This is a genomic window from Macrococcus lamae, assembly GCF_004359545.1.
Taxonomy (GTDB): Bacteria; Bacillota; Bacilli; order Staphylococcales; family Staphylococcaceae; genus Macrococcus; species Macrococcus lamae.
Window position 1 is genome coordinate 55,368 of record NZ_SCWB01000001.1, and the last position, 24,029, is coordinate 79,396.

Here is a 24,029-nt window from a genome sequence, read left to right on the forward strand (position 1 = left end):
ATGACAGAATTACTAGTCACACCTAAGTCACTGACACATTTGGAAGAACTGATTGAAGCAGGTGCAGATGCATTTGTTATGGGCGAAGAAAAATTTGGTTTAAGACTGGCCGGCGAATTCAAAGAAACAGAGCTGCTTGCTGCAGTCAATATGATTCATGAGGTCGGTAAAAAAGCATATGTTGCTGTGAATGGACTATTTCATAATGAACATCTCCCGGCAGTTGAAGCCTATATTAAATGGCTGCATGACATTAAAGTGGATCGTATCATTTTCGGTGATCCAGCAGTCGTAATGTATGTCAAAGAACAGCTTAATCCTATTCCGCTGCACTGGAATCAGGAGACCGTCGTGACCAATCATTTTCAGTGTAACTACTGGGGCGAACGTGGTGCGTCGCGTGCTGTTCTTGCCCGTGAACTGAGTATGGAAGAAGTCGTTGAAATTAAAGAACGTTCAAATGTTGAAATTGAAGTTCAAGTTCACGGAATGACTTGCATGTTTCAGTCAAAGCGTCAGCTGCTCGGTAATTACTTCCTCTACCAGGAGAAGGCGATGAAGATTGAAAATCGTCAAGATTCTAAAAATATGTTGTTATATGATGAAGAACGTAATAACAAATATCCTATTTATGAAGATTATAATGGGACTCATATTATGAGTCCAAATGATATCTGTGTCATTGAGGAACTAGAAGAATTGTTTGAAGCGGGAATCGACAGCTTCAAAATAGACGGTGTTCTTCATTCAGAAGAATATATCACTGAAGTGACGAGACAGTACAGAAAAGCCATTGACTTATACGACGAAAATTCGGACCTTTATGATGATGAGAAATACGGTCTGCTGGAAGTCATTGAAGATATTCAACCTGAATATCGTCCGCTGGATCAAGGGTTCCTGTACAAACAAACTGTTTATTAAGGATGATAAATATGAAAACAGAAATGGAATTATTAAAACCGAGACAAATCTTGAAGAAGCCTGAGCTGCTTGCTCCGGCTGGTAATCTGGAAAAATTAAAAATAGCTGTGCACTACGGTGCTGATGCAGTATTTCTTGGCGGTCAGGAATATGGTCTGCGCTCTAACGCTGATAACTTTACGATGGAAGAGATAAAAGAAGGTGCGGCCTTTGCGGCAAAATATGGTGCAAAAGTTTATGTCACAACTAATATCTTTGCTCATGATGAAAATATTCCTGGTCTGGAAGATTACTTGCGTGACCTTGAAGCAGCTGACGCGACCGGCATAATCGTTGCAGACCCGCTGATCATTGAAACATGTAAACGCGTCGCACCGAAACTTGAGATTCACTTGAGCACTCAGCAGTCACTCTCTAACTGGAAAGCCGTTGAGTACTGGAAGAACGAAGGACTGGAACGCGTCGTTCTTGCCCGTGAAACTGGTGCAGATGAGATTAAACTGATGAAAGAAAAAGTGGATATTGAAATAGAAGCGTTTGTTCACGGTGCAATGTGTATTGCATACTCGGGACGATGTACGTTAAGTAATCATATGACTGCCCGCGATTCAAACCGCGGCGGCTGCTGTCAGAGCTGCCGCTGGGATTATGATTTATTAACTGTAGAAAATGATGATCTTGATGTCGTTTTTGAAGGAGATAATGTCACTCCATTCGCAATGAGTCCGAAAGATTTAAAATTGATTGAATCTATTCCTAAAATGATTGATATCGGTGTAGATTCACTGAAAATTGAAGGCCGCATGAAATCAATACATTACATTGCTACAGTGGTTTCAGTTTACCGTAAAGTGATCGATGCCTACTGCGCGGATCCTGATAATTTTGTCATCGATCCTAACTGGCTGATTGAACTTGATAAATGTGCTAACCGTGATACAGCATCAGCATTCTTTGAAGGAGTACCAGGTTTTGAAGAGCAGATGTTCGGTCATCAGCAATCAAAGAAAACACCTTTTGATTTCTGTGGTTTAGTGTTAGACTATGATGAAACAACACAGATGGCGACTATTCAGCAGCGCAATAACTTCAAGCCGGGTATGGAAATTGAATTCTTCGGACCTGAAATCAGCAACTTCAAACAAGTGATTGAACAAATATACGACGAAGAGGGCAACGCGCTTGATGCAGCACGTCATCCGCTGCAGATTGTGCAGTTTAAAGTAGCGCATCCTGTCTATAAAAATAATATGATGCGGAAGGAAATCAGCTGATGAAAACAACCATCATTGGTATCGCAGGTGGCTCAGGGTCTGGTAAGACATCTGTGACGTCTCAGATCATGAAAAATCTGGAAGGGTTTAGCGTTGCTCTTATTGAGCAGGACTACTATTATAAGGATCAGTCTCACTTAAGTTTTAATGAGCGGCTGAAAACCAATTACGACCATCCATTTGCATTCGATAATGACTTACTTATCCAGAACTTAATTGATTTAAGAGATGGAAAAATAGTCAATGTACCGACGTATGATTATACGATTCATACGAGAAGCGAGAAAACGATTACATTTGAACCAAAAGATGTTATTATAGTAGAGGGAATTTTCGCACTCGAGAATGAAAAATTACGCGATTTAATGGATGTTAAAATATATGTTGATACGGATGCTGACCTTCGTATACTGAGACGACTTGTCAGAGATATTGAAGAGCGTGACCGTACAATGGAATCAGTTGTTGATCAGTATTTGACAGTCGTTAGGCCGATGCATAATCAGTTTATTGAACCTACAAAGAGATATGCAGATATTATCATTCCAGAGGGCGGCAGCAATACCGTCGCCATTGATATAATGACGACTAAAATACAATCTTTAGTAAGAAATTAAAAGGACAAGAAAAGAGGAAGAACGATGGAAATCCAAAAAGAATATCCTATGACTCAGGAAGGCTATAACAAACTTGAGGAAGAATTAGAGTACTTAAAGACTGTTAAACGACCTGAAGTTGTAGAAAAAATTAAAGTGGCACGTAGCTTCGGAGACTTGTCAGAAAACTCTGAGTACGATGCTGCAAAAGATGAGCAAGGTTTCGTAGAACAGGAAATCACTAAAATTGAAATGATGCTGCGTCATGCAAATATCATTTCAGATAACGGGTCAAAATCAGAAGTACAGCTCGGCCGCACAGTCAAGTTTGTTGAAATTCCTGATGGCGACGAAGAAACATATATGATTGTCGGTTCAGCAGAAGCTGATCCATTTGAAGGTAAAATTTCGAACGAATCACCAATCGCTAAATCATTGTTAGGGAAACAAGTGAATGATGAAATCAACGTGCCATTACCAAATGGAAACGAAATGCGCGTTAAAATTATTGAAATAAGCTAATAAAATTCTTCTAACACCTTGGACGCTTTGGACTGACTGAACGATGGTCAGGTTTCTCACGATCAAGGTGTTTCAATATGTGCTGAATAATGGATGACAGCACTTTTTTAATAAGGAGGCAGTTATGCTAGGTATAATCGGAGCGATGCAGGAAGAAGTAGCAATTCTGAAAAATGATATGCAGAACATGGAGACTGTTCAGCATGCTCATGTAGAAGTCTATACAGGAAAACTCTACGGACAGGACGTTGTATTGATGCAGAGCGGCATCGGGAAAGTCAATGCAGCGATCTGTACGACATTGCTGATTGAATATTATCACCCGGAAGCAATTATTAATACAGGATCTGCCGGTGGTCTCGGCAGTGGGCTTGCGGTCGGTGATATAGTGATCAGCAGCGAAGTGATTCATCATGATGTGGACACCACGGAATTCGGCTACTCGCGTGGTCAGGTTCCCGGTATGCCGCTTGCTTATCCGGCGGATGAAACGCTGATACAGCTGACTGAACAAGCTGTTTCTCGCAATCAACTCACAGCACATATGGGACTGATCGTTTCAGGTGACAGCTTTATTGGGACGCTCAGTAAGAAAGAGCAGATCATTGCTGATTTTCCGGATGTGCTGGCAGTCGAAATGGAAGCAGCTGCTGTGGCGCAAGTGTGTCATCAGTACAATATCCCCTTCATTATCACTCGGGCAGTATCTGACCTGGCAAACAGTGAAGCCGGGATGACCTTCGATGAGTTCCTCAAAGTAGCTTGCGTCGAGTCTAGTAAAATTGTAAAATCATTAATAGAGACCATTGCTGGTAAAGGAGGCATATTATGATTTATATTATGGCATTATCTGTTATCGTCACTGCTACCATTGGATTCTTCATATACTCTGAAACTGAAGTAGAACGTGGAGAAAGAGAAGTCATCGAATAGCCTTTAACCCCGGTTCCATTGGAATTGGGGTTTTATATGTATGACTGACAAAATTTATGGGTAGAAAATAATAAGTATAATGAGAGGTGAAACTATGGGAATTTTTAAAAAATACTTACTCCCAAGTAAGTACGCAAAGAATATATTTGAAATTACGCCGGAAGAATTAAAAGGACGCGGTGTCAAAGCGATTATAACTGACCTTGATAACACACTAGTAGGCTGGGATGTTGAACTTGCGACAGTAGAAGTGATCGGCTGGTTCAACAGTATGAGTGATGAAGGTATTAAAGTGACGATTGTTTCAAATAACAATGAGGCGCGTGTCTCGGGTTTTGCAACACCGCTTAAAGTCGATTACATCTTTAACGCGAGAAAACCGATGGGTGCCGCATTTAAGAAAGCATGCAGAGCAATGGACGTTCGACCTGAAGAAACAGTAGTGATCGGAGATCAGATGATGACAGATGTCCTTGCAGCTAATTCAAACGGTTTCTACTCGATTATGGTGGTGCCGGTTAAGTCGAATGATGAATGGAAGACAAAAGTCAACCGGATGATGGAGAGACGTTTTCTTGCTTACTTCAAAAGAAAAGGATATATCAACTGGGAAGAGTAGACATGCACTGTGCATGTCTTATTTTTTAAGGAAAATTTAAGGTAAATTGACAAGCTGTATTTACAATAAATGTTATACTTAGTATAAGAAGTGAATGAAAGGAGTATGTTCGTGCGCTACTTTTTACTGGGAATATTACTGCTCATTATTTTTTCTGTCGTTCTTTACTTGATGCTGTCAAAGCTTTACGATTATTTTTCCTTCCGAACTGAAGCAGGTGAAATAAAGCGTCGTCGTGTACAGCAGCAGAATGAACTCATCCTTGAGAAAGAACGACTAGTCCATAAGAAAGCACAGCTCGAACGCGCGAATGATATACGTAGTCAGCACTTTCAGCAGCTATCTGAAATTAATCAATTAGAAAAGGAGCTTGAAGAAATCAATGAACTCATCCATTCCATCGAGACCGAAGAAAGAAGTTAACCGTAAATCTTTACTGCTTACAACAATAGTTGGGGCACTCTTATTAATAGCAGCTATTATATTATTTATGTGTATCGAAAAAGTACCTCAAGGATATCAGGCTGTCATTTATTCAGTGAGCGGGGTTAAAGATGAAACAAAACCTGCCGGCTGGCATATTATCTCTCCTCTTGATAAAGCTGTACACTATCCGATCAGAACACAGACTAAGGAATACAATGATTTAAATGTCGCAACATCAGATGGTAAGAATTTAAATATGGATATTAGTGTGAACTATCATGTGGATCCGACTAAAGTCGTCGGCATCTTCAATAAGTTTGGTAATGCTGACATTGAAGGACTGGAAAATGGTTTCTTAAGAACACGAGTACAGGACGGGCTTCGTCAGTCTGTTGCTAAATTCTCAGTCATTGAGACGTTTGGTGTGAAAACAGGTGAAATCAAGAAGAATACACTCGAAATGCTGCAGGATAACTTAACGAAGCAGGGATTCATTGTGGAAGATATTGCGATTTCAAGTCCAAAAGCTGATAAAGCAACGCAAGATGCCATTGATGAACGTGTAAAAGCCAACCAGGAGCTGGAACGGGCTAAAACCGACCGGGCAATCGCTGAAGAAAACGCGAAAAAGAAAAAGATAGAAGCAGAAGGACAAGCTGCAGCCAATGACATTCTGGAGAAATCTTTGTCTGACCGTATTATTCGTAAACAGATGATTGATAAGTGGGATGGTAAACAACCGATTACTGTCGGCGGCGAAGGTATTATCGTCGACGTCAATAAATAATGATTTAATTTTTAAAAATCAATAGTTGGTGGTATAAAAAATCTTTTTCGGGTATATGTTTCATATAACTTACATGAAACAAGAGAGGAAGGTTAATAATGAACTTGAACGAAGATGTATTATATAACTATTTAGACAGTATTTCTAAAGAAGGCAAATTTAATCCTGAAAAAGTCGATGTCCAGTCTGAAGGTATTAACGACGAAATTGACTACTTGTTTGATAATGACTTAGTAGATGGGGACAAGGCTTCATATCAGCAGAAGGGTAAATATAACATCACTTCGATGGAAGATCTGAAGTTGACTCAGCAAGGACAGTCGATGCTTGAAAAACTTGAGAACAGATGGTAATATGATAAGCTCTAGGTAACTGGAGCTTTTCTCTTTATTTTTTCTGTAGAATCAATTAAACTAAACAAAAATGATGATGCGGGTGTAGTTAAATGGTATAACCTCAGCCTTCCAAGCTGATGTCGTCGGTTCGATTCCGATCACCCGCTTTTTGAAGTCCTGGGAATTTTCCGGGACTTTTTGCATTGGATAGTTCTTTTTTCATTCCATTGCTTATGTGGTAAGATAGTATAGGAATATAGGGAAGTTCGTTTAATAGGAGGAATATGTTTGTCGAATGAAATGAGATGTATCGGCTGTGGTGCAGTGCTCCAGAGTGATGATGCGACTAAAGCGGGATATGTGCCGCAATCAAGCCTGAATAAGGAAGATGTAATCTGTAAACGATGTTTCAGATTAAAACATTACAATGAAATTCAGGATGTCAATATGACGAGTGATGATTTCCTGACGATGCTGAACACGTTAGGAGACCGTGACGGCATCATAGTCAATGTGATTGATGTATTTGACTTTCAAGGATCATGGATCAACGGTCTGAAACGTATCGTCGGCAATAAGAAGGTGATTCTTGCAGCAAACAAGATCGATCTGCTGCCAAAGCTTATCAACAAAAACCGTGTGGAACTGTGGATCAAGCATCTGGCTAAAGAACTTGGGATGAAGCCTGACGACGTTGTATTGATTTCTGCTGTCAAAAATCAGGGGATTGATGATCTTCTTGAAACAATAGAACGTGAGCGGGAAGGAAAAGATGTGTATATTGTCGGCACGACAAATGTCGGGAAGTCGACTTTGATCAATAAACTGATTGAGCGCAGCATCGGTGAAAAAGATGTAATCACTACTTCACATTTTCCTGGTACGACACTTGATCTGATTGATATACCGCTAGGTGACGGGACGTTTATGTTTGATACACCAGGCATTATTCAGGCACATCAAATGACGCATTTTGTCACGGATGAAGAGCTGAAAGTCATTATGCCGAAAGAGGAAATCAAGCCAAGAAATTATCAGCTGAATGAAGGTCAGACTCTGTTTCTAGGTGGACTCGTGCGCATCGATTATGTTTCAGGTGGTCGACGCAGCTTAAACTGCTTCGTCTCCAACCGTCTGAATATTCACCGTACGAAATCAGCTAATGCCGAAGATCTGTGGCATCGTCAGATCGGGGAACTACTGACACCTCCTGGCAGTAAAGCGTTTAACTTTGATGCACTCAGACAGCATACTCTGTCAGTCAAGGACAAGAAGCAGGATATCATTATTTCAGGTCTTGGATTTATCACAGTGGATGCTGGAGCGGTTGTGGAAGTATATGCCCCTGCACAGGTTGATGTCTATTTAAGACCAAGCATATTGTAGGTGATATAATGAACTTCGCTGTGATCGGACATCCGATTAGACATTCATTATCACCCGTCATGCATCAAGCTAATTTTGATGTCGGAAATCATAATCATACGTATATTGCACTGGATATCGCGTCTGCACATTTTCATCACATTAAAGATATTGTTTCTGATAAACAGCTTGATGGGTTCAATGTCACTATTCCTTATAAGTCAGCTATCATTCCTTTTCTAGATGACATCGATGAGATGGCTGAGATGATCGGTGCGGTGAACACCGTTAAAATATCTGATGGCAGGTGGACAGGTTATAATACTGATGGCAGTGGTTTTGTCGAAAGTTTGACTCAGAATTTCAACCTGACTGATTTAACAGGACTGAACGTACTGATTTTAGGAGCGGGTGGCGCAAGCCGCGGCGTCGCTTATGCATTGCAAAAGGCAGGTGCAGCAGTAACTGTAGCAAACCGATCACGTCATCGTTTTGACGACTGGTCATTTAAAGTGAATAATATTGATTTGACTGAGGTGAATAAGCAAGTAAGTCACATGGACTTAATCATCAACACGACGCCACTTGGCATGACAGGATTTGATGCTGAAGTCATCTGCGACTTAGCACTTGCTAAACAATCTGCTCTTGTAGCTGATATCATCTACACTCCGAGTGTTACACCATTTCTCGCTGACGCTCGGCGCCATCATCTTGAAACAATGAACGGTCTTGATATGTTCGTTAATCAAGGAGCACAGAGCTTCGAAATATGGACTGGTCTTAAGGCTGATAGACACGTCATGCGAACACGTGTCATAACAGCATTATAAGGAGGTTACTATGTTAACAGGAAAACAAAAGCGTTATTTAAGAGCGAAGGCACATCATATCGATCCGATTTTTCAAGTAGGTAAAGGCGGTCTTAATGAAAATTTAATTGAACAGCTTAACGATGCTTTAGAAAAGCGCGAACTGATCAAAGTGAGTGTGCTTCAGAACAATATGGATGAAAAAGCTATTCTCGGTGAAGAAGTCGCGCGACGGGTGTACGGAGAATTAGTACAGATCATCGGTTCTACGATTATTTTGTATAAACCATCAAAGAAACATAAGAAAATAGAATTACCAAGATGATCATTCTTTATGGCGGCTCTTTTGACCCTGTCCATATCGGACATATGATTGTTGCCAATGAAGTCTATCACTCATTTCAGCCGGAGCGATTCATTTTTATACCTGCTCGACAAAGTCCGTTAAAACAGCATAGGACGTTAGCAAGTGACAGTCAAAGAGTTGAGATGCTGAAGCTTGCAGTCACTGAACTTGGTTTCGGTGAAGTGTCGACTATAGAAGTTAACCGTTCAGGAGAAAGTTATACTTACGATACCGTCCTTGAATTATGTCAGGATGATGCCGACATCGCTGTCATCATCGGAACAGATCAATTTGAGCAGCTGGACCGGTGGCATCGTATTGATGAACTGAAAAAACTCTGCTACTTCATTATTGTTAATCGTGAGACTGAATTTAATGTAGTATCAGAACCCGATGTATCTTTTCAAATTCCGAGGATCGATATCAGCTCCACTGAAATCAGAAGAAGGTTGAAAAGTGGAGAATCAGTGAAATTCTGGCTTCATGAAAACATTTCAACTTTTATCCGAAAGGAACATATATATGAAAAAGAAAAGAGCAATTAAGCTGGTGGAGGAGAAACTTCCGAAAAAAAGATTTGAACACTCAATACGTGTCGCCGAAACAGCTGTTAAGATGGCTGAGTTATTTAGCGGGGAGGCTGACAAGGTAGAGCTTGCAGGCATACTGCATGACTATTCTAAATATGATGACCTTGCCTTGATGTATCAGCAGGTGACAAAGTACGAGCTTGACAGTGAGCTGCTCGCGTATAACTCTGAAATTCTTCATGGACCGGTGGCAGCAGCAGTTATGAAGCATGAACATGGAATAGAGGACGAAGAAGTGCTGCAGGCAATTTTCAACCATACAACGGGCAGTAAACAAATGACGTTGACAGAGAAAATCATCTTTGTTGCGGATTATATTGAACCAGGGCGCAAGCAACCGGGTGTCGATGACATTAGAACGATGATTTTTGATGAAAAGAAACTGGATAGAGCCATTTATGAAATTTCTAAGAGAACAGTGATGTACCTGCTGAAAAATGATAAATGTATCTATCCCAGAACCATTGAATGTTTAAACTATTATAACCTAGAAAAATAAGAAAAGGATTGAGTGAATGGATTCAAAAAAATTATTGGAATTAGCAGTTAAAGCATGTGATGATAAACGTGCGGAAGAAATTTTAGCGATTAATGTCAAGGACATCAGTGGAATTACTGATTATTATTTGATCTGTCATGCCAACTCGGATAGACAAGTTCAAGCCATTGCCCGTGAAGTGAAAGACCAGGCACATAAAAATGGGCTTGATGTTAACAGATTGGAAGGGTTCAATGAAGCGCGTTGGATTCTAATCGATCTCGGAGATGTGGTCGTCCATGTCTTCCATAAAGAAGAACGCGGCTATTACAATTTAGAGCGCCTTTACCGGGATGCCGAGTTCATCGAATTTGAACAGGTTGACTAATGGCGTACGAAGCTTTTGCTGCTTTGTATGACAGTCTGATGTATGACCAGCCTTATGACAAGTGGATAGAAGTGACAGCGCCTTATATTGACGGTGCTGCAGCTGTTCTTGATCTAGGGTGCGGCACGGGCAGTTTTACTGTACTGCTTCCTGACACATTGACTCGGGTCGGTGTTGATTTAAGCGAAGATATGCTTGCAGTAGCTGCTCAAAAAAATCCTGCGATTCACTGGATTATGCAGGATATCACTGAACTTGACCTAGGGATGCAGTTTGAATTAATTACATGTTACTGTGATAGTCTTAACTATATTCCGTCTGAAGACGTCCTGACAGTTTTTAGACGTGTCAAAGAGCATCTGACAGCAGACGGGACATTTATTTTTGATGTGCATTCCGAGTGGAAAATGGCTCACTTGTTCAATGGTGAGACATATACCGATGAAACAGAAGATGTCACTTATATCTGGAATACTTTCCCTGGCGATGAAAAGAACAGTGTCTGGCATGAGTTGTCATTTTTCGTCAAAGATAAAGCGGGTAAGTATGACCGTTATGATGAAACTCATTTTCAACAGACGTTAAGTGTGTCTGAATATGAACGATTATTAAATGAAGCGGGCCTTAATGTTATAAAAAAGTTTGCTGATTTTCTACCGGATGCCGAAATCGACAATCATTCTGAACGTGTGTTCTTTGTAGTTACACATTAGTCATGACGTTAAATTTTATTTGTGACAGAAAAAATCATTTGAAGCACTTCTACCGATAATAAGGTGGAGGTGTTTTTTTATGATCAATATGAACGACTGGCTGCAAAAACATAAGTCAAAGTTAGGGATTGCTATATTAATAGTAATAGGCGCATTTCTGATCTTTAATTTCATCAATAGTAAACCGCATGAGGAAAAAAATCTGGATCAGATGATGGCAACAAATGCGAAACCTTTAAAGTCGATTGAACCCGTTCATGATAAAACGGATAATGAACCGATAATGGTAGATGTTAAAGGAGCGGTGAAATATAGTGGCGTATATCCCGCTAAGAAAACGCAGCGTGTGAATGATGTCATAAAATTAGCAGTACCGCTTGAAAATGCTGATATTCAAGCAGTTAATCTGGCAATGACACTCACGGATCAGATGGTTATCTATGTCCCATTTGAAGGAGAAGCGGCTGAGAACAAATTTGAAATGTATCAACAATCAGCTGTAGGTTCATCCAATCAGCAGAATACAGTCAATATTAATCATGCTTCAGAAGGAGAACTTCAGGAGATTCCTGGAATCGGTCCGAAGAAAGCGCAGGATATTATTATGTATAGAGAGCAGCATGGCGACTTTAAGTCAAAGGAAGAAATGAAAGAGATCAAAGGGATCGGCGACAAGACGTATATGACCCTTGAACCATTTATCGAATTGTAATTCTGATTGTTTTTGCTTAAAATAAAAGCAATGACAGGAGGAATGACAATGGAACGAATAAAATGGCAGGATTACTTCATGGCACAGAGTCAGTTGCTCGCTTTAAGGTCAACTTGTACAAGATTGAGTGTCGGAGCAACGATCGTACGTGAGAACCGTGTTATTGCAGGTGGTTACAATGGCTCGGTGTCAGGGGATGCACACTGTATTGACGTCGGATGCTATGTTGAGGAAGGTCACTGCATCCGGACGGTTCACGCTGAAATGAATGCATTTTTGCAATGCGCTAAAATGGGCGTGTCATCAGAGGGCGCGGAATTATATGTTACTCACTTTCCATGCATTCACTGCACGAAATCAATTATTCAGGCAGGTATTAGAAAAATCTATTATGCACAGGATTATAAAAACCATCCTTATGCAATTGAACTCTTATTAAAAGCAGGAATACAGGCTGAGAAAATACCTTTTGACGCTGATAAAACAGCATCTTACTTTATGACGATTAAATAAGGAGGAAAGTTGTGTGGCTGAATAGCGCGTTCAGTGCTTTAATTGGAGCAATGCTGCGTGATACTCCAGGGGCAGCAGTGTTTTTACTGATGGTTCTTATGTTACATCTTTATCTCAAGAAAGCACTTATCCGGATGTGGCTATACGGATTAATTATACTTGCTTTTTTTATGTTGAATGACAGTAAGCAGCCAGAACTCCAGGATTTTGACTGGGACAACAGTCAAGCGGGTGTCTACAATGGTCCAGTTATTCTGAAGGACCATATCCAAATCGATGGAGAAGTGATGACAGGACAATTAACGGCAGCGAGAAATCAGCTGCAGTTCAATTACTACATTGGAAGCGAACAGGAACAGCTTGAGCTAAAACGGCAGCTGCCTTATTTTAAGCAGTGTGCTGTTCAGATGACCGTCAACAAAGTGCTACCTAGTACAAATGGACTGAAATTTAATTATGATGAATATTTAGCTTATCAGGGGATTCACTATTCTGCTAAAGTGAAGAACTTTGATTTGACTCAGTGCACAGATGTTGAGATTTCAGGCTGGGACTGGGTTAAATGGTACAGAGTCAAACTAGCTGACCAGATGATGAAGCTGCCATTTAGTAAGATGTCCTATGTCGTAGCGCTGACGCTCGGTGACACACGATATCTATCGACTGAAGCATTGGCAGAATTAAAAACGCTCGGAATCTATCACCTATATGCAGTCAGCGGATCTCACGTGGCAATGCTTACAGTTCAGCTGCTATTTATACTGAAACGTCTCTATCTTCCAGTAATCCATAGTACAGCTGTCATTCTCCTGCTTCTACCTTCCTACGCTTTACTTACAGGTTTTTCTCCTTCCGTTCTACGAGCTTCATTGTTCATTGCTTTATATATGATGTTAAAACGCTGGAATTTTAGTCTGCTGGATAGTTTGGCACTGTCTTTCATTATCTTTCTCATCTATGATATTCATCTCATACATGACATCGGGTTCCAGTTGTCCTATATCATTTCATTTGTACTCATATTCACTGGATCGTTATTCCATCATCGACCGCCATTGATGATTTTTGTCTATACGACTTTTTTTGCACAGCTTGCTAGTCTCCCGGTGCTGCTGCTTCATTTTAATACAGTTCAGTGGAGTGGTTTTATCACAAATCTGCTGTTTGTGCCATTCTTTACTTTTCTGTTGTTCCCCGTATGCACTATGTTGCTTCTTGCAACGATGTTTTTCAATTGGCAGCCGCCACTGCTGCTTGATTTACTGACGACGCTTTTTCAAGTGAATGATTATTTAGTAACATTATTTAAAGGGCTGCATATTCCAGAAACTGTTCTCAGCAATCAATGGGAAGGTTTTTATATTCTAATTGTTGTCATGGTATATTATGCAGTTCACCTATGCTATCATTCCCGGGTTAACTGCTTCATAGCGATGTCCTCAGTCTGTCTGTTTATCATCTGCTGGTCATTTCTTCCTAAAGATGAGGACAGAGTGACATTTGTTGACGTGGGGCAAGGGGACAGCACTATGATTGAAAGTCGCAATAAAGTCATGGTGATTGATACTGGCGGGCAACTGAAGTTTGATGATGAACCGTGGAAGCAGCGTCATAAAGATTCATCTATCGCCGACTTTTCTATCATTCCAATGCTTACCGAAAGAGGTTATTCTCGTATTGACTATTTGTTACTGACACATCCTGACCAGGATCACTTTGGTGAAGCTGTTCAGCTGCTTCAAAAATTTAATGTCAAGAACTTGATCATTAATCCAGGTTCACCAGGAAATGAAAAATATAAGAAAACATTAATGACAGCCCGGAACGAACAAACTAAAATCATTGATATCAGAGAGTTTCAGGGCTTGAATGTCGGCCGGGCGCAAGTAGTATTTATGAATACTGACAGTCAGTCAGCTGATGAAAATGATAGCAGCATTGTTACATCTATCACATTGGGCAAGCTAAACTATTTACTGATGGCAGATCTACCGGCTGAACGTGAGCAGCAAGTCACTGAAAGTTTATATGGAGTGAAAATAGATGTGATTAAAGTGGGTCATCATGGCAGTGATACGAGTACAACTGAAGAATTACTTGACTGTGTGCAGCCGACTTATGCAGTAATCTCTGCAGGCAGAAAAAATAGATTCGGACATCCGCACGCAAGTGTTGTGCAGCGCTTAAAAAGTAATGGTATTCAAATCATGTCGACCCAACAACTTGGGAAAATAGAATTTAAAGATCATCAGTTCATGACGGGAAAAATGGCAATAAAAAAAGCCAGACAGTAATGTCCGGCTAGACGAAACTTAAGTGCTTATTTTGGCAGTAATTCAAAAATCTGGGCGATGATATAGATAGTTGCGAATGCTCCTAATCCAGTTCCAAATGCCAGCACTGAGTCTTTAACGTCATTATTTTTAGACTGTACATCATGTTCGAAATGATTCATGTCATCAACCTCCAATTCCTTTTAAGTATATGATAACTTAGGAAAAAAAGCTATAATGAAATTAAAGTTTAATAAGGGAGCAGTGATTTTGAAAGCTATAACATTGAACTACGGTGCCGTACCTGAACTGACAGCAAAAAAAACACAGGAAATGGTCGATAAGCTGCTGCCTGAAAAGGATGATTTTAATTTCTCGAAGTATGACATGCAGGAAATTGCCATACAGACCATTATAGAAGATGCAATGACCATACCGTTTCTGAGTGACTACAAAGTGATTGTTGTGAAGAATAGTTTTATTTTTACGGGTGACAAAACAAAAACGACGGTTGAACATCATATTGAAGCGCTTGTAGATTTTATTGAACGCTTTGAAGGACCGAATTTTGTCATATTTGAAGTTAATAATGAAAAACTGGATGAACGAAAAAAAATAGTTAAATTGATTAAAAAACAACATGACGTCAATAAAATTGAAGCGATGGATGAAGCGGCATTAAAACAGTGGATAAAGAAGTCATTAAATGAGCAGTTCAAAGATATTAAGCAGGATGCATTGGATGAATTGATACAGCTGACAGGAGCTGATTATAAGCTGATAACCAGTGAACTTGAAAAACTGCTGCTCTATATCGGTGATGAACCGATCATTGTCTTAAGCCATATAAAAGCGATAGTTTCTCGCAGTCTTGAGCAGAATGTCTTTTTATTGACTGACTATATTACGACCAACCGTAAGAAAGAAGCGGTAACCCTGCTGCATGACTTAATTCATATGAAAGAAGAACCGATAAAACTGCTGGCGCTGATCAGTGGACAGTACCGGCTATTTTATCAGGCAAAGATTCTTAACCAAAAAGGATTCAGTGAAGCACAGATTGCGAAAACATTGAAAACACATCCATACCGAGTAAAACTCGCTATCAGAAAAACAGGACGTATGGATCTCGGCGATATTTTATCGACTATGGAAAAATGTACAGCAGCAGATTATCAGTTGAAATCATCATACATGGATAAAGTGCTGATTCTTGAGCTGTTTATATTAAGCATATAAATTAAAGAAAGCCCCGCGTAAGAAACGCGGGGCTTCGCTTTATAGTTAGTTAGAACGCATTACTTGTGATTTTAAACGTCCAGCTTTATTAGCATGGATTAAGTTGTTTTTAGCAGCTTTATCAATTTTCTTAACAGCTAAAGTTACTAATTCCTGTTTATTATCAGCGTTGTTTTGAATGGCAGTTTTTGCGTTTTTCACAGCAGTACGCATATCGTTCTTTTGAGAAATATTAGCGTCTGATGCTTTTTGACTTGTAGTCACGCGTTTAATAGCAGATTTAATGTTTGGCATGATGTCACCTCCTAATAATGAGTAACCGGTACAATTGTTTGCAACAAGAAATATTTTATCAAAATTAGCGACTATATGCAATCGTTATTTTAAAATGGATTGAAGTCGTTGTTTTAACTTGATATAATCAATTGTATTGACTAAGAAAGAAAGTTGGTTCTTTAAATGAACAATGATGAGCGTCGACAGAGACAGGAAAAGATAAGAAACTTCTCGATTATTGCCCATATTGACCACGGCAAATCGACATTAGCAGATAGAATACTCGAAAATACTAAAACGGTAACCAGCCGTGAAATGAAGGCGCAGTTACTGGATTCAATGGATCTTGAACGAGAAAGAGGCATTACAATCAAATTGAATGCCGTGCAATTAAATTATACAGCTCAAAACGGGGAAACATATATCTTCCATTTAATTGATACACCTGGACATGTCGATTTCACATATGAAGTGTCACGAAGTCTCGCTGCATGTGAAGGGGCTATACTTGTTGTTGATGCTGCACAGGGAATTGAAGCTCAGACGCTTGCAAATGTTTATTTAGCGCTTGATAATAATCTGGAATTAATTCCGGTGATCAATAAAATCGATCTGCCGGCAGCAGAACCTGAACGTGTAAAACAGGAAATAGAAGATGTCATCGGACTGGATGCATCTGATGCTGTTCTTGCATCGGCAAAAGCGAACATCGGGATCGATGAAATACTGGAACAGATTGTTGAATTGGTTCCACCTCCTGAAGGTGATCCAGCTGCACCGCTTAAAGCACTGATTTTTGATAGCGCATTTGATGCCTATCGAGGAGTAATTTCTTCGATTCGTGTCATCGATGGCACTGTTAAGGCCGGGGACAGAATCAAAATGATGGCAACAGGTAAAGAATTCGAAGTCGTTGAAGTAGGGATCAATACTCCTAAGCAGCTTCCGGTCGAAGAACTGACTGTGGGTGATGTAGGTTATATCACAGCATCAATTAAAAATGTGGCTGATTCAAGCGTTGGTGATACTATTACACTTGCGAACAATCCTGCTGAAGAACCGCTTCAAGGTTATAAAAAGATGAATCCGATGGTATTCTGCGGCATTTATCCGATTGATACTGGTCGATACAATGATCTTCGTGAAGCGCTTGAAAAACTGCAGCTGAACGATGCCTCACTTGAATTTGAAGCAGAGACGTCACAGGCGCTTGGATTTGGTTTCCGTGTCGGTTTCTTAGGACTTCTGCATATGGAGATTATTCAGGAGCGTATTGAGCGTGAATTCGGGATTGAATTAATAGCGACCGCACCGTCCGTTATATATAAATGTGAGATGACAGACAAGACGGAAGTCATCGTTGATAATCCATCTAAAATGCCGGACCCTCAGAAGATCGATAAAATCTTTGAACCTTATGTGAAGGCAAGCATTATGGTGCCTAATGACTATGTCGGTTCTGTCATGGAACTATGTCAGAGAAAACGCGGTAACTTCCAGACGATGGATTACATGGATGATATACGCGTGAACATCATCTATGAGATTCCACTGTCAGAAATCGTCTTTGATTTCTTTGATCAGCTGAAATCAAACACTAAAGGATATGCGTCATTTGACTATGAACTGATCGGTTATAAGGAAAGCCGTCTCGTCAAGATGGATATCTTATTGAACGGTGATACAGTAGATGCACTGAGCTTCATCGTTCACAGAGACTTCGCATATGACCGCGGTAAAGTCATCGTTGAAAAACTGAAGACATTAATTCCGAGACAGCAGTTTGAAGTGCCGGTACAGGCTGCTATCGGTCAGAAAATCGTTGCACGTACGAACATCAAATCTATCGGTAAGAACGTACTGGCAAAATGTTACGGCGGTGATATCAGCCGTAAACGTAAATTATTAGAAAAACAGAAAGCCGGGAAAGCAAAGATGAAGTCCGTAGGCTCTGTTGAAATTCCACAGGAAGCATTCCTGGCTGTACTGAAAATGGATGAAGAATAAAAAGTGGCGTCAAGCCGCTTTTTTGTTTGAGGTGAAATAATGACTAGCTTATATATTCATATTCCGTTCTGCAATCGTATCTGTACATATTGTGACTTCAATAAATTCCTGATCAAGAACCAGCCGGTCGATGAGTATATAGACTGTCTGATTAAGGAACTCAGTGGAATTGAAGAGACTGTGTTCACTACATTATTTATAGGTGGGGGAACGCCGACTGCTTTGTCTGTCAGCCAACTGGATAAGCTGCTGTCATATATTGCCGGACGGTTTACTATATCAGATGAATTCTCAATGGAAGCCAATCCGGATGAACTAACGATAGATAAGATTGCCGTTATGAAACACTATGGTGTTAACCGCCTGAGCCTTGGCGTACAAACTTTTGATAATAAGCTGCTGAAATTACTCGGTCGTACGCATCAGCAAAGTGATATTAAACAGGCTGTTGATGCGGCGAAGGACTTAGGGATTGAATCAGTCAGCATTGACTTGATGTATCATTTACCGACACAGACACTTGAACAGGTGAAAATTGATATTGAAAAAGCACTATCTTTGGATATTGACCACATTTCCTGCTATTCACTTATTCTTGAACCGAAGACGCAATTTTACAATCAATACCGTAAGGGAATGCTGCAGCTGCCAGATGAAACACTTGCTGCTGAAATGTATGAATATATCATGAGTAGACTGGCACAATCTGATTTCAGCCAGTACGAAATTTCGAACTTCGCCAAGCCAGACCATGAATCCAGACATAACAAAGTATACTGGCAGAACAGTGAATACTACGGCGCTGGTGCTGGCAGTCACGGCTATATCAATGGAATCAGGTATTATAACATTGTGCCGGTACCGCACTATATAAAATCAATGCAGACGACAGGACAAGCGGTAAAAGAAGAACATCATGTGACTTGCGAAGAATCTATGGAAGAATTTATGTTTCTAGGGCTGCGAATGAACAGTGGTATATCTAAAGTAGAGTTCGAAGAGCGTTACGGTGCAGCACTTGACGAAGTATTCAAAAATGTACTGGAAGAGCTATTGGATCGTCATTTAATTATAGAAGAAAACAATATGATATCGCTGACTTCAACCGGCAGAATGATCGGCAATTATGTCTTTGAAAAGTTCCTGCTCTCTGTTTAGAGCACGAACTTTTATATTGAAAGTAAATTTTTTAAAAATGGTTGATTCAAAAGATTGACATACTTTGACCAATTTGATAAATTAATATTAGCACTTGAGGTTAGTGAGTGCTAACGAGGTGAAAGATGCTCACGAATAGACAACAACAATTGCTTAATACGATCGTTGAGGATTTTGTTGAAAGTGGGATGCCTGTTGGATCGAAGACGTTGATGGATAATCATCAGCTGACAATCAGCCCGGCTACAATTCGTGCTGAGATGAAGCGGCTCGAAACTCATGGGTTTATTGAAAAGACTCATACTTCTTCTGGAAGAGTACCATCATTGAATGGCTACAAGCATTACATTAAAAGTCTTCAGGAAGAATTGCAGCCTGAGACCATGTTTGTACATGCCAAAAATCATATGCAGCTTGCTGAGCGGATTGCAGAGGAAACCCATTACGTTTCTATTGTCGCAGGATATTTTCCAGGTAGAGGTTTATCTGATATTCATCTGACAGCATTTCACGACCATCTGCTATTAATTGTCGTCTATCATACTGGTGAAGTTGATCATCAGCAGATAGACTGGCAGCAACAGCTGACACAGGACCAGATTATAATGCTGAATCAATTTTTATATGACCGGCTTGATTATTTAAATACGTTTCAGCCGGAAGTGATGATTCAAGATGACGAACTGCCTGTTGATCCGCAATTATTAAAAACCATTATTTTCTGGATTATTAGCCGATTGACAGCTAGAGATTCTGTTATTCATATTGCAGGTAAAGAATTTCTTTTCGAATCACTCCCGGCAAATGACATAGAGCTGATCAAGCATACACTGACTTATATTGATTCTGCAGCCTTTATTAATAAGCTAAATAGTATGAATGATGATTTAGTTAGTGTTAAGATAGGACAGGAAATCGATGCTACTTTGCCGAATGTGTCATTAGTCTCTGCTCCGGTGAAATCAGAAGGCTTTCTTGGTCGTCTGGCAGTCATCGGACCAGTTCAGATGAGCTATCGCAAAGTATTTGAAGGATTAAAAGCGCTTTAGAGCGAAGGAGGAACTTACTGTGACTGAGGAAAAAAAAGAGCAGTCTGCTGACCAGACTATACAAGATCAACAAAATGCAGAAGAGCAGAATATCAGTCAGGCACCTGTGGACGAAGAACCGATAGATGTCGATGAAGATGGACTTGAAAAAAAAGTAGCTGAGCTTGAGCAGGCAGCTGAAGCGAGCGAAGAAAAATATCTGCGACTCTATGCTGAATTTGAAAACTATAAAAAACGTACGCGTGCTGAGCTGGACACTGAACGAACTTATCGTTCTCAAAGTGTGCTTCGGGATATCATCCCTGCACTCGACAATATTGAACGGGCGCTCAGCCAATCAGGTGAAGACCCAGCTTTCCAAAGTCTTTATAAAGGGCTTCAGATGATTCATGAAAACTTAGTGAGTGCACTGAAAGAGCATGGATTGGAAGAGATTCAGACACAAGATCAGGTATTTGACCCGAATCTTCATCAGGCAGTACTGCAGGATAAAGATGACAGTAAGGATACTGGAGTGATTCTGGAAGAACTTCAAAAAGGTTATAAATTAAAAGAACGTGTGCTTCGACCATCGATGGTAAAAGTAAACGAATAGACTATGTCTTAATAAACAGCAACTTAAAAACAATTATTATGGAGGAATTTAATCATGAGTAAAGTTATTGGTATCGATTTAGGAACTACAAACTCTTGCGTATCTGTATTAGAAGGCGGCGAACCGAAAGTAATCGCTAACCCTGAAGGTAATAGAACGACACCGTCTGTTGTTGCATTCAAAAATGGTGAAACACAAGTCGGTGAAGTCGCAAAACGTCAGGCAATCACTAATCCTAATACTATCATCTCTATTAAACGTCATATGGGTACAGATCATAAGGAAACAATTGATGGCAAAAACTACTCTCCACAGGAAATCTCAGCTATGATTCTTCAGAATTTAAAAGCGACTGCTGAAGCTTACCTTGGTGAAAAAGTAACAAAGGCTGTTATTACTGTTCCTGCTTACTTCAATGATGCGGAACGTCAGGCAACTAAAGATGCAGGTAAAATCGCTGGTCTTGAAGTGGAACGTATCATTAACGAGCCGACTGCGGCAGCACTTGCCTATGGACTTGATAAAACAGATAAAGACCAGAAAATCCTGGTATTTGACTTAGGCGGCGGTACATTTGATGTATCTATTCTTGAACTAGGCGACGGTGTCTTTGAAGTATTATCTACATCTGGTGACAATCGATTAGGTGGAGATGACTTTGATCAAGTGATCATCGATTTCCTTGTTGAAGAATTCAAAAAGGAAAACGGCTTAGATTTATCTAAAGATAAAATGGCAATGCAGCGTCTGAAAGATGCAGCTGAAAAAGCGAAAAAAGATTTATCCGGAGTAACGTCTACACAGATTTCATTACCATTTATCTCTGCTGGAGAAGCAGGACCACTTCATTTAGAAGTAACATTATCACGTGCTAAGTTCGAAGATCTTTCTCGTTCTTTAGTAGAACGTACAATGGGACCTACTCGTCAGGCAATGAAAGATGCCGGATTATCAAATGCAGATATCGATGAAGTAATTCTAGTCGGTGGTTCTACTCGTATTCCAGCTGTACAGGAAGCTATCAAAAAAGAATTAGGCAAAGAACCGAACAAAGGTGTTAACCCTGATGAAGTAGTTGCAATGGGTGCAGCGATTCAAGGTGGTGTGATTACAGGTGACGTAAAAGACGTCGTATTACTTGATGTTACACCGTTATCACTTGGTATTGAAACAATGGGCGGCGTGTCTACTGTATTAATTGAAAGAAACACGACTATCCCAACTTCTAAATCACAAGTATTCTCTACAGCAGCTGATAACCAGCCTGCAGTTGATATTCACGTGTTACAAGGGGAACGTCAGATGGCAGCAGACAACAAGACACTTGGCCGCTTCCAGTTGACTGATATTCCACCAGCACCACGCGGCGTACCGCAAATTGAAGTGACATTCGATATCGATAAAAATGGTATCGTTAACGTTACAGCGAAAGATCTTGGAACGCAAAAAGAACAGAAAATCACGATTCAGTCTACATCAGCATTATCCGATGAAGAAATTGAGCGTATGGTGAAAGACGCGGAAGCTAATGCAGAAGCTGATAAAAAACGTCGTGAAGAAGTCGATCTTCGCAACGAAGCGGATCAATTAGTATTCACTGTAGAAAAAACATTGAAAGACTTAGAAGACAAAGTTGATGCATCTGAGAAAGAAAAAGCTGAAAATGCAAAAGAAGAACTTAAAAAAGCATTGGAAGGCAATGATATCGAAGACATTAAAACTAAGAAAGATGCATTAAACGAAATAGTTCAAGCTTTATCGATGAAACTATACGAACAGATGGCTGCTCAGCAACAAACTGAGGGTGAAGCTGCTCCTCAGGATGATGTTGTTGATGCAGATTTCACTGAAGTAAAAGAAGACGATAAAAAATAATAGCTCATTTTTAAAAGTCAAAGTCAATTTATTGGCTTTGGCTTTTTCTTCAGTTTCCTATATGATAGATGAGATAAATGATAAAGGAGCAATCGGACGTGGCAAAAAGAGATTACTATGAGGTTCTCGGAGTTTCCAAAGGAGCTTCTAAAGACGAGATTAAAAAAGCATACCGAAAACTATCAAAGCAGTATCACCCGGATATCAACAAAGAAGAAGGTGCTGATGCTAAGTTCAAGGAAATTTCCGAAGCTTATGAAGTACTGAGTGATGACAGTAAAAAAGCACAATATGATCAGTTCGGCCATGCCGGTATGGGGCAGGGTGCTAGTTTTGGTGGCGGTGATTTTGGCGGCGGTTTCGGCGGATTTGAAGATATTTTCAGCTCATTTTTCGGTGGTGCAGGCGCAAGACGAGATCCTAATGCGCCGCAAAAAGGGAATGACCTGCAGTATCAGATGACCATTGACTTCGAAGACGCGGTATTTGGTGCAGAACGTGATATTACTGTAAAGAAAGAAGTAGAATGTGATGTCTGTACTGGAACAGGCGCAGAACCAGGATCTTCAGTTAGCAATTGTCCGACATGTCATGGTCGTGGTCAGGTTGGAGTCGAACAAAATACTCCGTTTGGCAGAATCAGAACTGAACGCCCTTGTCCTGACTGTCAAGGCACAGGTAAAAAGATTGAAAAACCATGTCATGAATGTGGTGGTGCAGGAACGACAATCAAAAATGTAACAATCAAAGTATCGATTCCAGCTGGTGTCGATAATGGACAGCAGATCAGAGTGTCTGGTCATGGTGAACCGGGAATAAATGGTGGACCTGCTGGTGATTTATATGTTGTGTTCCGTGTCAGCAGTCATGATACATTTGAACGTGATGGTGATGATATTTTCTTTACGCTTGACCTGACTTTCGCTCAAGCTGCTTTAGGAGATGAAATTGAAATTCCAACATTGCATGGCCAGGTAAGGTTAACGATACCTGCCGGCACTCAGACAGGAAGAAGATTCAGACTACGGGATAAAGGGATTGAAAACGTTCACGGTTACGGAAAAGGTGATCAGTTTGTGACCGTAAATGTTAAAACTCCGACAGATATGACTGACAGACAAGTTGAACTATTGAGAGAGTTCGCTGAAATTGATGGAGAAGAAATTAACGAGCAGCATGGCAATTTCTTTGATAAGACCCGTCGATTCTTCAGAGGAGAATAAT

General features: G+C 40.2%; 28 protein-coding genes and 1 tRNA gene. 27 read left to right on the forward strand and 2 right to left on the reverse strand.

What is annotated here, in order from left to right; genetic code table 11:
* From ERX29_RS00270 to ERX29_RS00365, 20 genes are all read left to right on the forward strand, one after another.
* A complete protein-coding gene (locus ERX29_RS00270; protein WP_133442676.1) occupies positions 1-924 on the forward strand; it encodes a peptidase U32 family protein in 924 nt (307 codons plus the stop codon).
* 11 nt (positions 925-935) lie between these two features.
* On the forward strand, positions 936-2,198 hold the full coding sequence (locus ERX29_RS00275; RefSeq protein WP_133442677.1) for a peptidase U32 family protein: 1,263 nt from the start codon (positions 936-938) through the stop codon (positions 2,196-2,198).
* Positions 2,195-2,815 carry a uridine kinase gene (udk, locus tag ERX29_RS00280; protein ID WP_207999137.1) on the forward strand — a complete coding sequence of 207 codons (621 nt, stop codon included), beginning with the start codon at positions 2,195-2,197 and terminating at the stop codon, positions 2,813-2,815. Before ERX29_RS00275 ends, udk begins: the two co-directional genes overlap by 4 nt.
* A gap of 24 nt (positions 2,816-2,839) precedes the next feature.
* On the forward strand, positions 2,840-3,316 hold the full coding sequence (greA, locus tag ERX29_RS00285; RefSeq protein WP_133442679.1) for a transcription elongation factor GreA: 477 nt from the start codon (positions 2,840-2,842) through the stop codon (positions 3,314-3,316).
* Between the two features lie 124 nt (positions 3,317-3,440).
* Positions 3,441-4,148, forward strand: a complete 708-nt coding sequence (gene mtnN, locus ERX29_RS00290; protein WP_133442680.1) for a 5'-methylthioadenosine/S-adenosylhomocysteine nucleosidase — start codon at positions 3,441-3,443, stop codon at positions 4,146-4,148.
* A gap of 195 nt (positions 4,149-4,343) precedes the next feature.
* Entirely contained in the window at positions 4,344-4,868 is a 525-nt protein-coding gene (locus ERX29_RS00295; protein ID WP_133442681.1) for a YqeG family HAD IIIA-type phosphatase, read from the forward strand.
* Between the two features lie 111 nt (positions 4,869-4,979).
* On the forward strand, positions 4,980-5,291 hold the full coding sequence (locus ERX29_RS00300) for a hypothetical protein (protein ID WP_133442682.1): 312 nt from the start codon (positions 4,980-4,982) through the stop codon (positions 5,289-5,291).
* Positions 5,251-6,081 carry a prohibitin family protein gene (locus ERX29_RS00305; protein WP_133442683.1) on the forward strand — a complete coding sequence of 277 codons (831 nt, stop codon included), beginning with the start codon at positions 5,251-5,253 and terminating at the stop codon, positions 6,079-6,081. Before ERX29_RS00300 ends, ERX29_RS00305 begins: the two co-directional genes overlap by 41 nt.
* A 98-nt stretch (positions 6,082-6,179) precedes the next feature.
* A complete protein-coding gene (locus ERX29_RS00310; RefSeq protein ID WP_133442684.1) occupies positions 6,180-6,434 on the forward strand; it encodes a hypothetical protein in 255 nt (84 codons plus the stop codon).
* A 78-nt stretch (positions 6,435-6,512) separates the two neighbouring features.
* Positions 6,513-6,583, forward strand: a tRNA-Gly gene (locus ERX29_RS00315).
* Between the two features lie 121 nt (positions 6,584-6,704).
* Positions 6,705-7,802 (forward strand): ribosome biogenesis GTPase YqeH, encoded by a 1,098-nt coding sequence (gene yqeH / locus ERX29_RS00320; protein WP_133442685.1) that lies wholly within the window; start codon positions 6,705-6,707, stop codon positions 7,800-7,802.
* A gap of 8 nt (positions 7,803-7,810) precedes the next feature.
* Positions 7,811-8,614, forward strand: a complete 804-nt coding sequence (aroE, locus tag ERX29_RS00325) for a shikimate dehydrogenase (protein ID WP_133442686.1) — start codon at positions 7,811-7,813, stop codon at positions 8,612-8,614.
* A gap of 10 nt (positions 8,615-8,624) precedes the next feature.
* A complete protein-coding gene (yhbY, locus tag ERX29_RS00330) occupies positions 8,625-8,918 on the forward strand; it encodes a ribosome assembly RNA-binding protein YhbY (RefSeq protein WP_133442687.1) in 294 nt (97 codons plus the stop codon).
* Positions 8,915-9,484, forward strand: a complete 570-nt coding sequence (gene nadD, locus ERX29_RS00335; protein WP_133442688.1) for a nicotinate-nucleotide adenylyltransferase — start codon at positions 8,915-8,917, stop codon at positions 9,482-9,484. Before yhbY ends, nadD begins: the two co-directional genes overlap by 4 nt.
* Positions 9,462-10,028, forward strand: a complete 567-nt coding sequence (gene yqeK, locus ERX29_RS00340; protein ID WP_133442689.1) for a bis(5'-nucleosyl)-tetraphosphatase (symmetrical) YqeK — start codon at positions 9,462-9,464, stop codon at positions 10,026-10,028. The genes nadD and yqeK overlap by 23 nt, the downstream gene beginning before the upstream one ends.
* Positions 10,029-10,044: 16 nt before the next feature.
* Positions 10,045-10,395, forward strand: coding sequence for a ribosome silencing factor (gene rsfS, locus ERX29_RS00345; RefSeq protein ID WP_133442690.1), 351 nt, complete (start codon positions 10,045-10,047; stop codon positions 10,393-10,395).
* On the forward strand, positions 10,395-11,108 hold the full coding sequence (locus ERX29_RS00350; protein ID WP_133442691.1) for a class I SAM-dependent DNA methyltransferase: 714 nt from the start codon (positions 10,395-10,397) through the stop codon (positions 11,106-11,108). The genes rsfS and ERX29_RS00350 overlap by 1 nt, the downstream gene beginning before the upstream one ends.
* A gap of 79 nt (positions 11,109-11,187) precedes the next feature.
* A complete protein-coding gene (locus ERX29_RS00355) occupies positions 11,188-11,820 on the forward strand; it encodes a helix-hairpin-helix domain-containing protein (protein ID WP_133442692.1) in 633 nt (210 codons plus the stop codon).
* Positions 11,821-11,868: 48 nt separating this feature from the next.
* Positions 11,869-12,333 (forward strand): ComE operon protein 2, encoded by a 465-nt coding sequence (locus ERX29_RS00360; RefSeq protein ID WP_133442693.1) that lies wholly within the window; start codon positions 11,869-11,871, stop codon positions 12,331-12,333.
* Positions 12,334-12,344: 11 nt separating this feature from the next.
* Positions 12,345-14,627 carry a DNA internalization-related competence protein ComEC/Rec2 gene (locus ERX29_RS00365; protein ID WP_133442694.1) on the forward strand — a complete coding sequence of 761 codons (2,283 nt, stop codon included), beginning with the start codon at positions 12,345-12,347 and terminating at the stop codon, positions 14,625-14,627.
* A 26-nt stretch (positions 14,628-14,653) separates the two neighbouring features.
* Here ERX29_RS00365 and ERX29_RS00370 read toward each other — a convergent pair whose 3' ends face one another.
* On the reverse strand, positions 14,654-14,788 hold the full coding sequence (locus ERX29_RS00370; RefSeq protein WP_133442695.1) for a YqzM family protein: 135 nt from the start codon (positions 14,786-14,788) through the stop codon (positions 14,654-14,656).
* Between the two features lie 55 nt (positions 14,789-14,843).
* On the opposite strand from ERX29_RS00370, the gene holA reads away from it, so the two are divergent.
* Entirely contained in the window at positions 14,844-15,845 is a 1,002-nt protein-coding gene (holA, locus tag ERX29_RS00375; RefSeq protein WP_133442696.1) for a DNA polymerase III subunit delta, read from the forward strand.
* Between the two features lie 45 nt (positions 15,846-15,890).
* Here holA and rpsT read toward each other — a convergent pair whose 3' ends face one another.
* A complete protein-coding gene (gene rpsT / locus ERX29_RS00380; protein ID WP_133442697.1) occupies positions 15,891-16,139 on the reverse strand; it encodes a 30S ribosomal protein S20 in 249 nt (82 codons plus the stop codon).
* A gap of 165 nt (positions 16,140-16,304) precedes the next feature.
* Between rpsT and lepA the strand changes: the two genes are divergently transcribed.
* The 6 genes from lepA (at position 16,305) to dnaJ (ending at position 24,028) form a co-directional block, all read left to right on the forward strand.
* On the forward strand, positions 16,305-18,128 hold the full coding sequence (gene lepA, locus ERX29_RS00385; protein WP_133442698.1) for a translation elongation factor 4: 1,824 nt from the start codon (positions 16,305-16,307) through the stop codon (positions 18,126-18,128).
* 39 nt (positions 18,129-18,167) lie between these two features.
* Positions 18,168-19,286: a radical SAM family heme chaperone HemW gene (gene hemW, locus ERX29_RS00390; RefSeq protein ID WP_133442699.1), complete on the forward strand. Its 1,119-nt coding sequence runs from the start codon at positions 18,168-18,170 to the stop codon at positions 19,284-19,286.
* Between the two features lie 125 nt (positions 19,287-19,411).
* Positions 19,412-20,335 carry a heat-inducible transcriptional repressor HrcA gene (hrcA, locus tag ERX29_RS00395; RefSeq protein WP_133442700.1) on the forward strand — a complete coding sequence of 308 codons (924 nt, stop codon included), beginning with the start codon at positions 19,412-19,414 and terminating at the stop codon, positions 20,333-20,335.
* Between the two features lie 19 nt (positions 20,336-20,354).
* Positions 20,355-20,930: a nucleotide exchange factor GrpE gene (gene grpE, locus ERX29_RS00400; protein ID WP_133442701.1), complete on the forward strand. Its 576-nt coding sequence runs from the start codon at positions 20,355-20,357 to the stop codon at positions 20,928-20,930.
* Between the two features lie 54 nt (positions 20,931-20,984).
* Positions 20,985-22,805 carry a molecular chaperone DnaK gene (gene dnaK, locus ERX29_RS00405; RefSeq protein ID WP_133442702.1) on the forward strand — a complete coding sequence of 607 codons (1,821 nt, stop codon included), beginning with the start codon at positions 20,985-20,987 and terminating at the stop codon, positions 22,803-22,805.
* Between the two features lie 98 nt (positions 22,806-22,903).
* Positions 22,904-24,028 (forward strand): molecular chaperone DnaJ, encoded by a 1,125-nt coding sequence (dnaJ, locus tag ERX29_RS00410; protein WP_133442703.1) that lies wholly within the window; start codon positions 22,904-22,906, stop codon positions 24,026-24,028.
* Position 24,029: the final 1 nt, after the last annotated feature.

Coding starts and splice junctions, on each gene's coding strand:
- ERX29_RS00270 (WP_133442676.1), top strand. CDS start 1: ATGACAGAATTACTAGTCACACCTAAGTCACTGACACATTTGGAAGAA.
- ERX29_RS00275 (WP_133442677.1), top strand. CDS start 936: ATGAAAACAGAAATGGAATTATTAAAACCGAGACAAATCTTGAAGAAG.
- greA (WP_133442679.1), top strand. CDS start 2,840: ATGGAAATCCAAAAAGAATATCCTATGACTCAGGAAGGCTATAACAAA.
- mtnN (WP_133442680.1), top strand. CDS start 3,441: ATGCTAGGTATAATCGGAGCGATGCAGGAAGAAGTAGCAATTCTGAAA.
- ERX29_RS00295 (WP_133442681.1), top strand. CDS start 4,344: ATGGGAATTTTTAAAAAATACTTACTCCCAAGTAAGTACGCAAAGAAT.
- ERX29_RS00305 (WP_133442683.1), top strand. CDS start 5,251: ATGAACTCATCCATTCCATCGAGACCGAAGAAAGAAGTTAACCGTAAA.
- ERX29_RS00310 (WP_133442684.1), top strand. CDS start 6,180: ATGAACTTGAACGAAGATGTATTATATAACTATTTAGACAGTATTTCT.
- aroE (WP_133442686.1), top strand. CDS start 7,811: ATGAACTTCGCTGTGATCGGACATCCGATTAGACATTCATTATCACCC.
- yhbY (WP_133442687.1), top strand. CDS start 8,625: ATGTTAACAGGAAAACAAAAGCGTTATTTAAGAGCGAAGGCACATCAT.
- nadD (WP_133442688.1), top strand. CDS start 8,915: ATGATCATTCTTTATGGCGGCTCTTTTGACCCTGTCCATATCGGACAT.
- yqeK (WP_133442689.1), top strand. CDS start 9,462: ATGAAAAAGAAAAGAGCAATTAAGCTGGTGGAGGAGAAACTTCCGAAA.
- rsfS (WP_133442690.1), top strand. CDS start 10,045: ATGGATTCAAAAAAATTATTGGAATTAGCAGTTAAAGCATGTGATGAT.
- ERX29_RS00350 (WP_133442691.1), top strand. CDS start 10,395: ATGGCGTACGAAGCTTTTGCTGCTTTGTATGACAGTCTGATGTATGAC.
- ERX29_RS00355 (WP_133442692.1), top strand. CDS start 11,188: ATGATCAATATGAACGACTGGCTGCAAAAACATAAGTCAAAGTTAGGG.
- ERX29_RS00360 (WP_133442693.1), top strand. CDS start 11,869: ATGGAACGAATAAAATGGCAGGATTACTTCATGGCACAGAGTCAGTTG.
- ERX29_RS00370 (WP_133442695.1), bottom strand. CDS start 14,788: ATGAATCATTTCGAACATGATGTACAGTCTAAAAATAATGACGTTAAA.
- holA (WP_133442696.1), top strand. CDS start 14,844: ATGAAATTAAAGTTTAATAAGGGAGCAGTGATTTTGAAAGCTATAACA.
- rpsT (WP_133442697.1), bottom strand. CDS start 16,139: ATGCCAAACATTAAATCTGCTATTAAACGCGTGACTACAAGTCAAAAA.
- lepA (WP_133442698.1), top strand. CDS start 16,305: ATGAACAATGATGAGCGTCGACAGAGACAGGAAAAGATAAGAAACTTC.
- hemW (WP_133442699.1), top strand. CDS start 18,168: ATGACTAGCTTATATATTCATATTCCGTTCTGCAATCGTATCTGTACA.
- hrcA (WP_133442700.1), top strand. CDS start 19,412: ATGCTCACGAATAGACAACAACAATTGCTTAATACGATCGTTGAGGAT.
- dnaK (WP_133442702.1), top strand. CDS start 20,985: ATGAGTAAAGTTATTGGTATCGATTTAGGAACTACAAACTCTTGCGTA.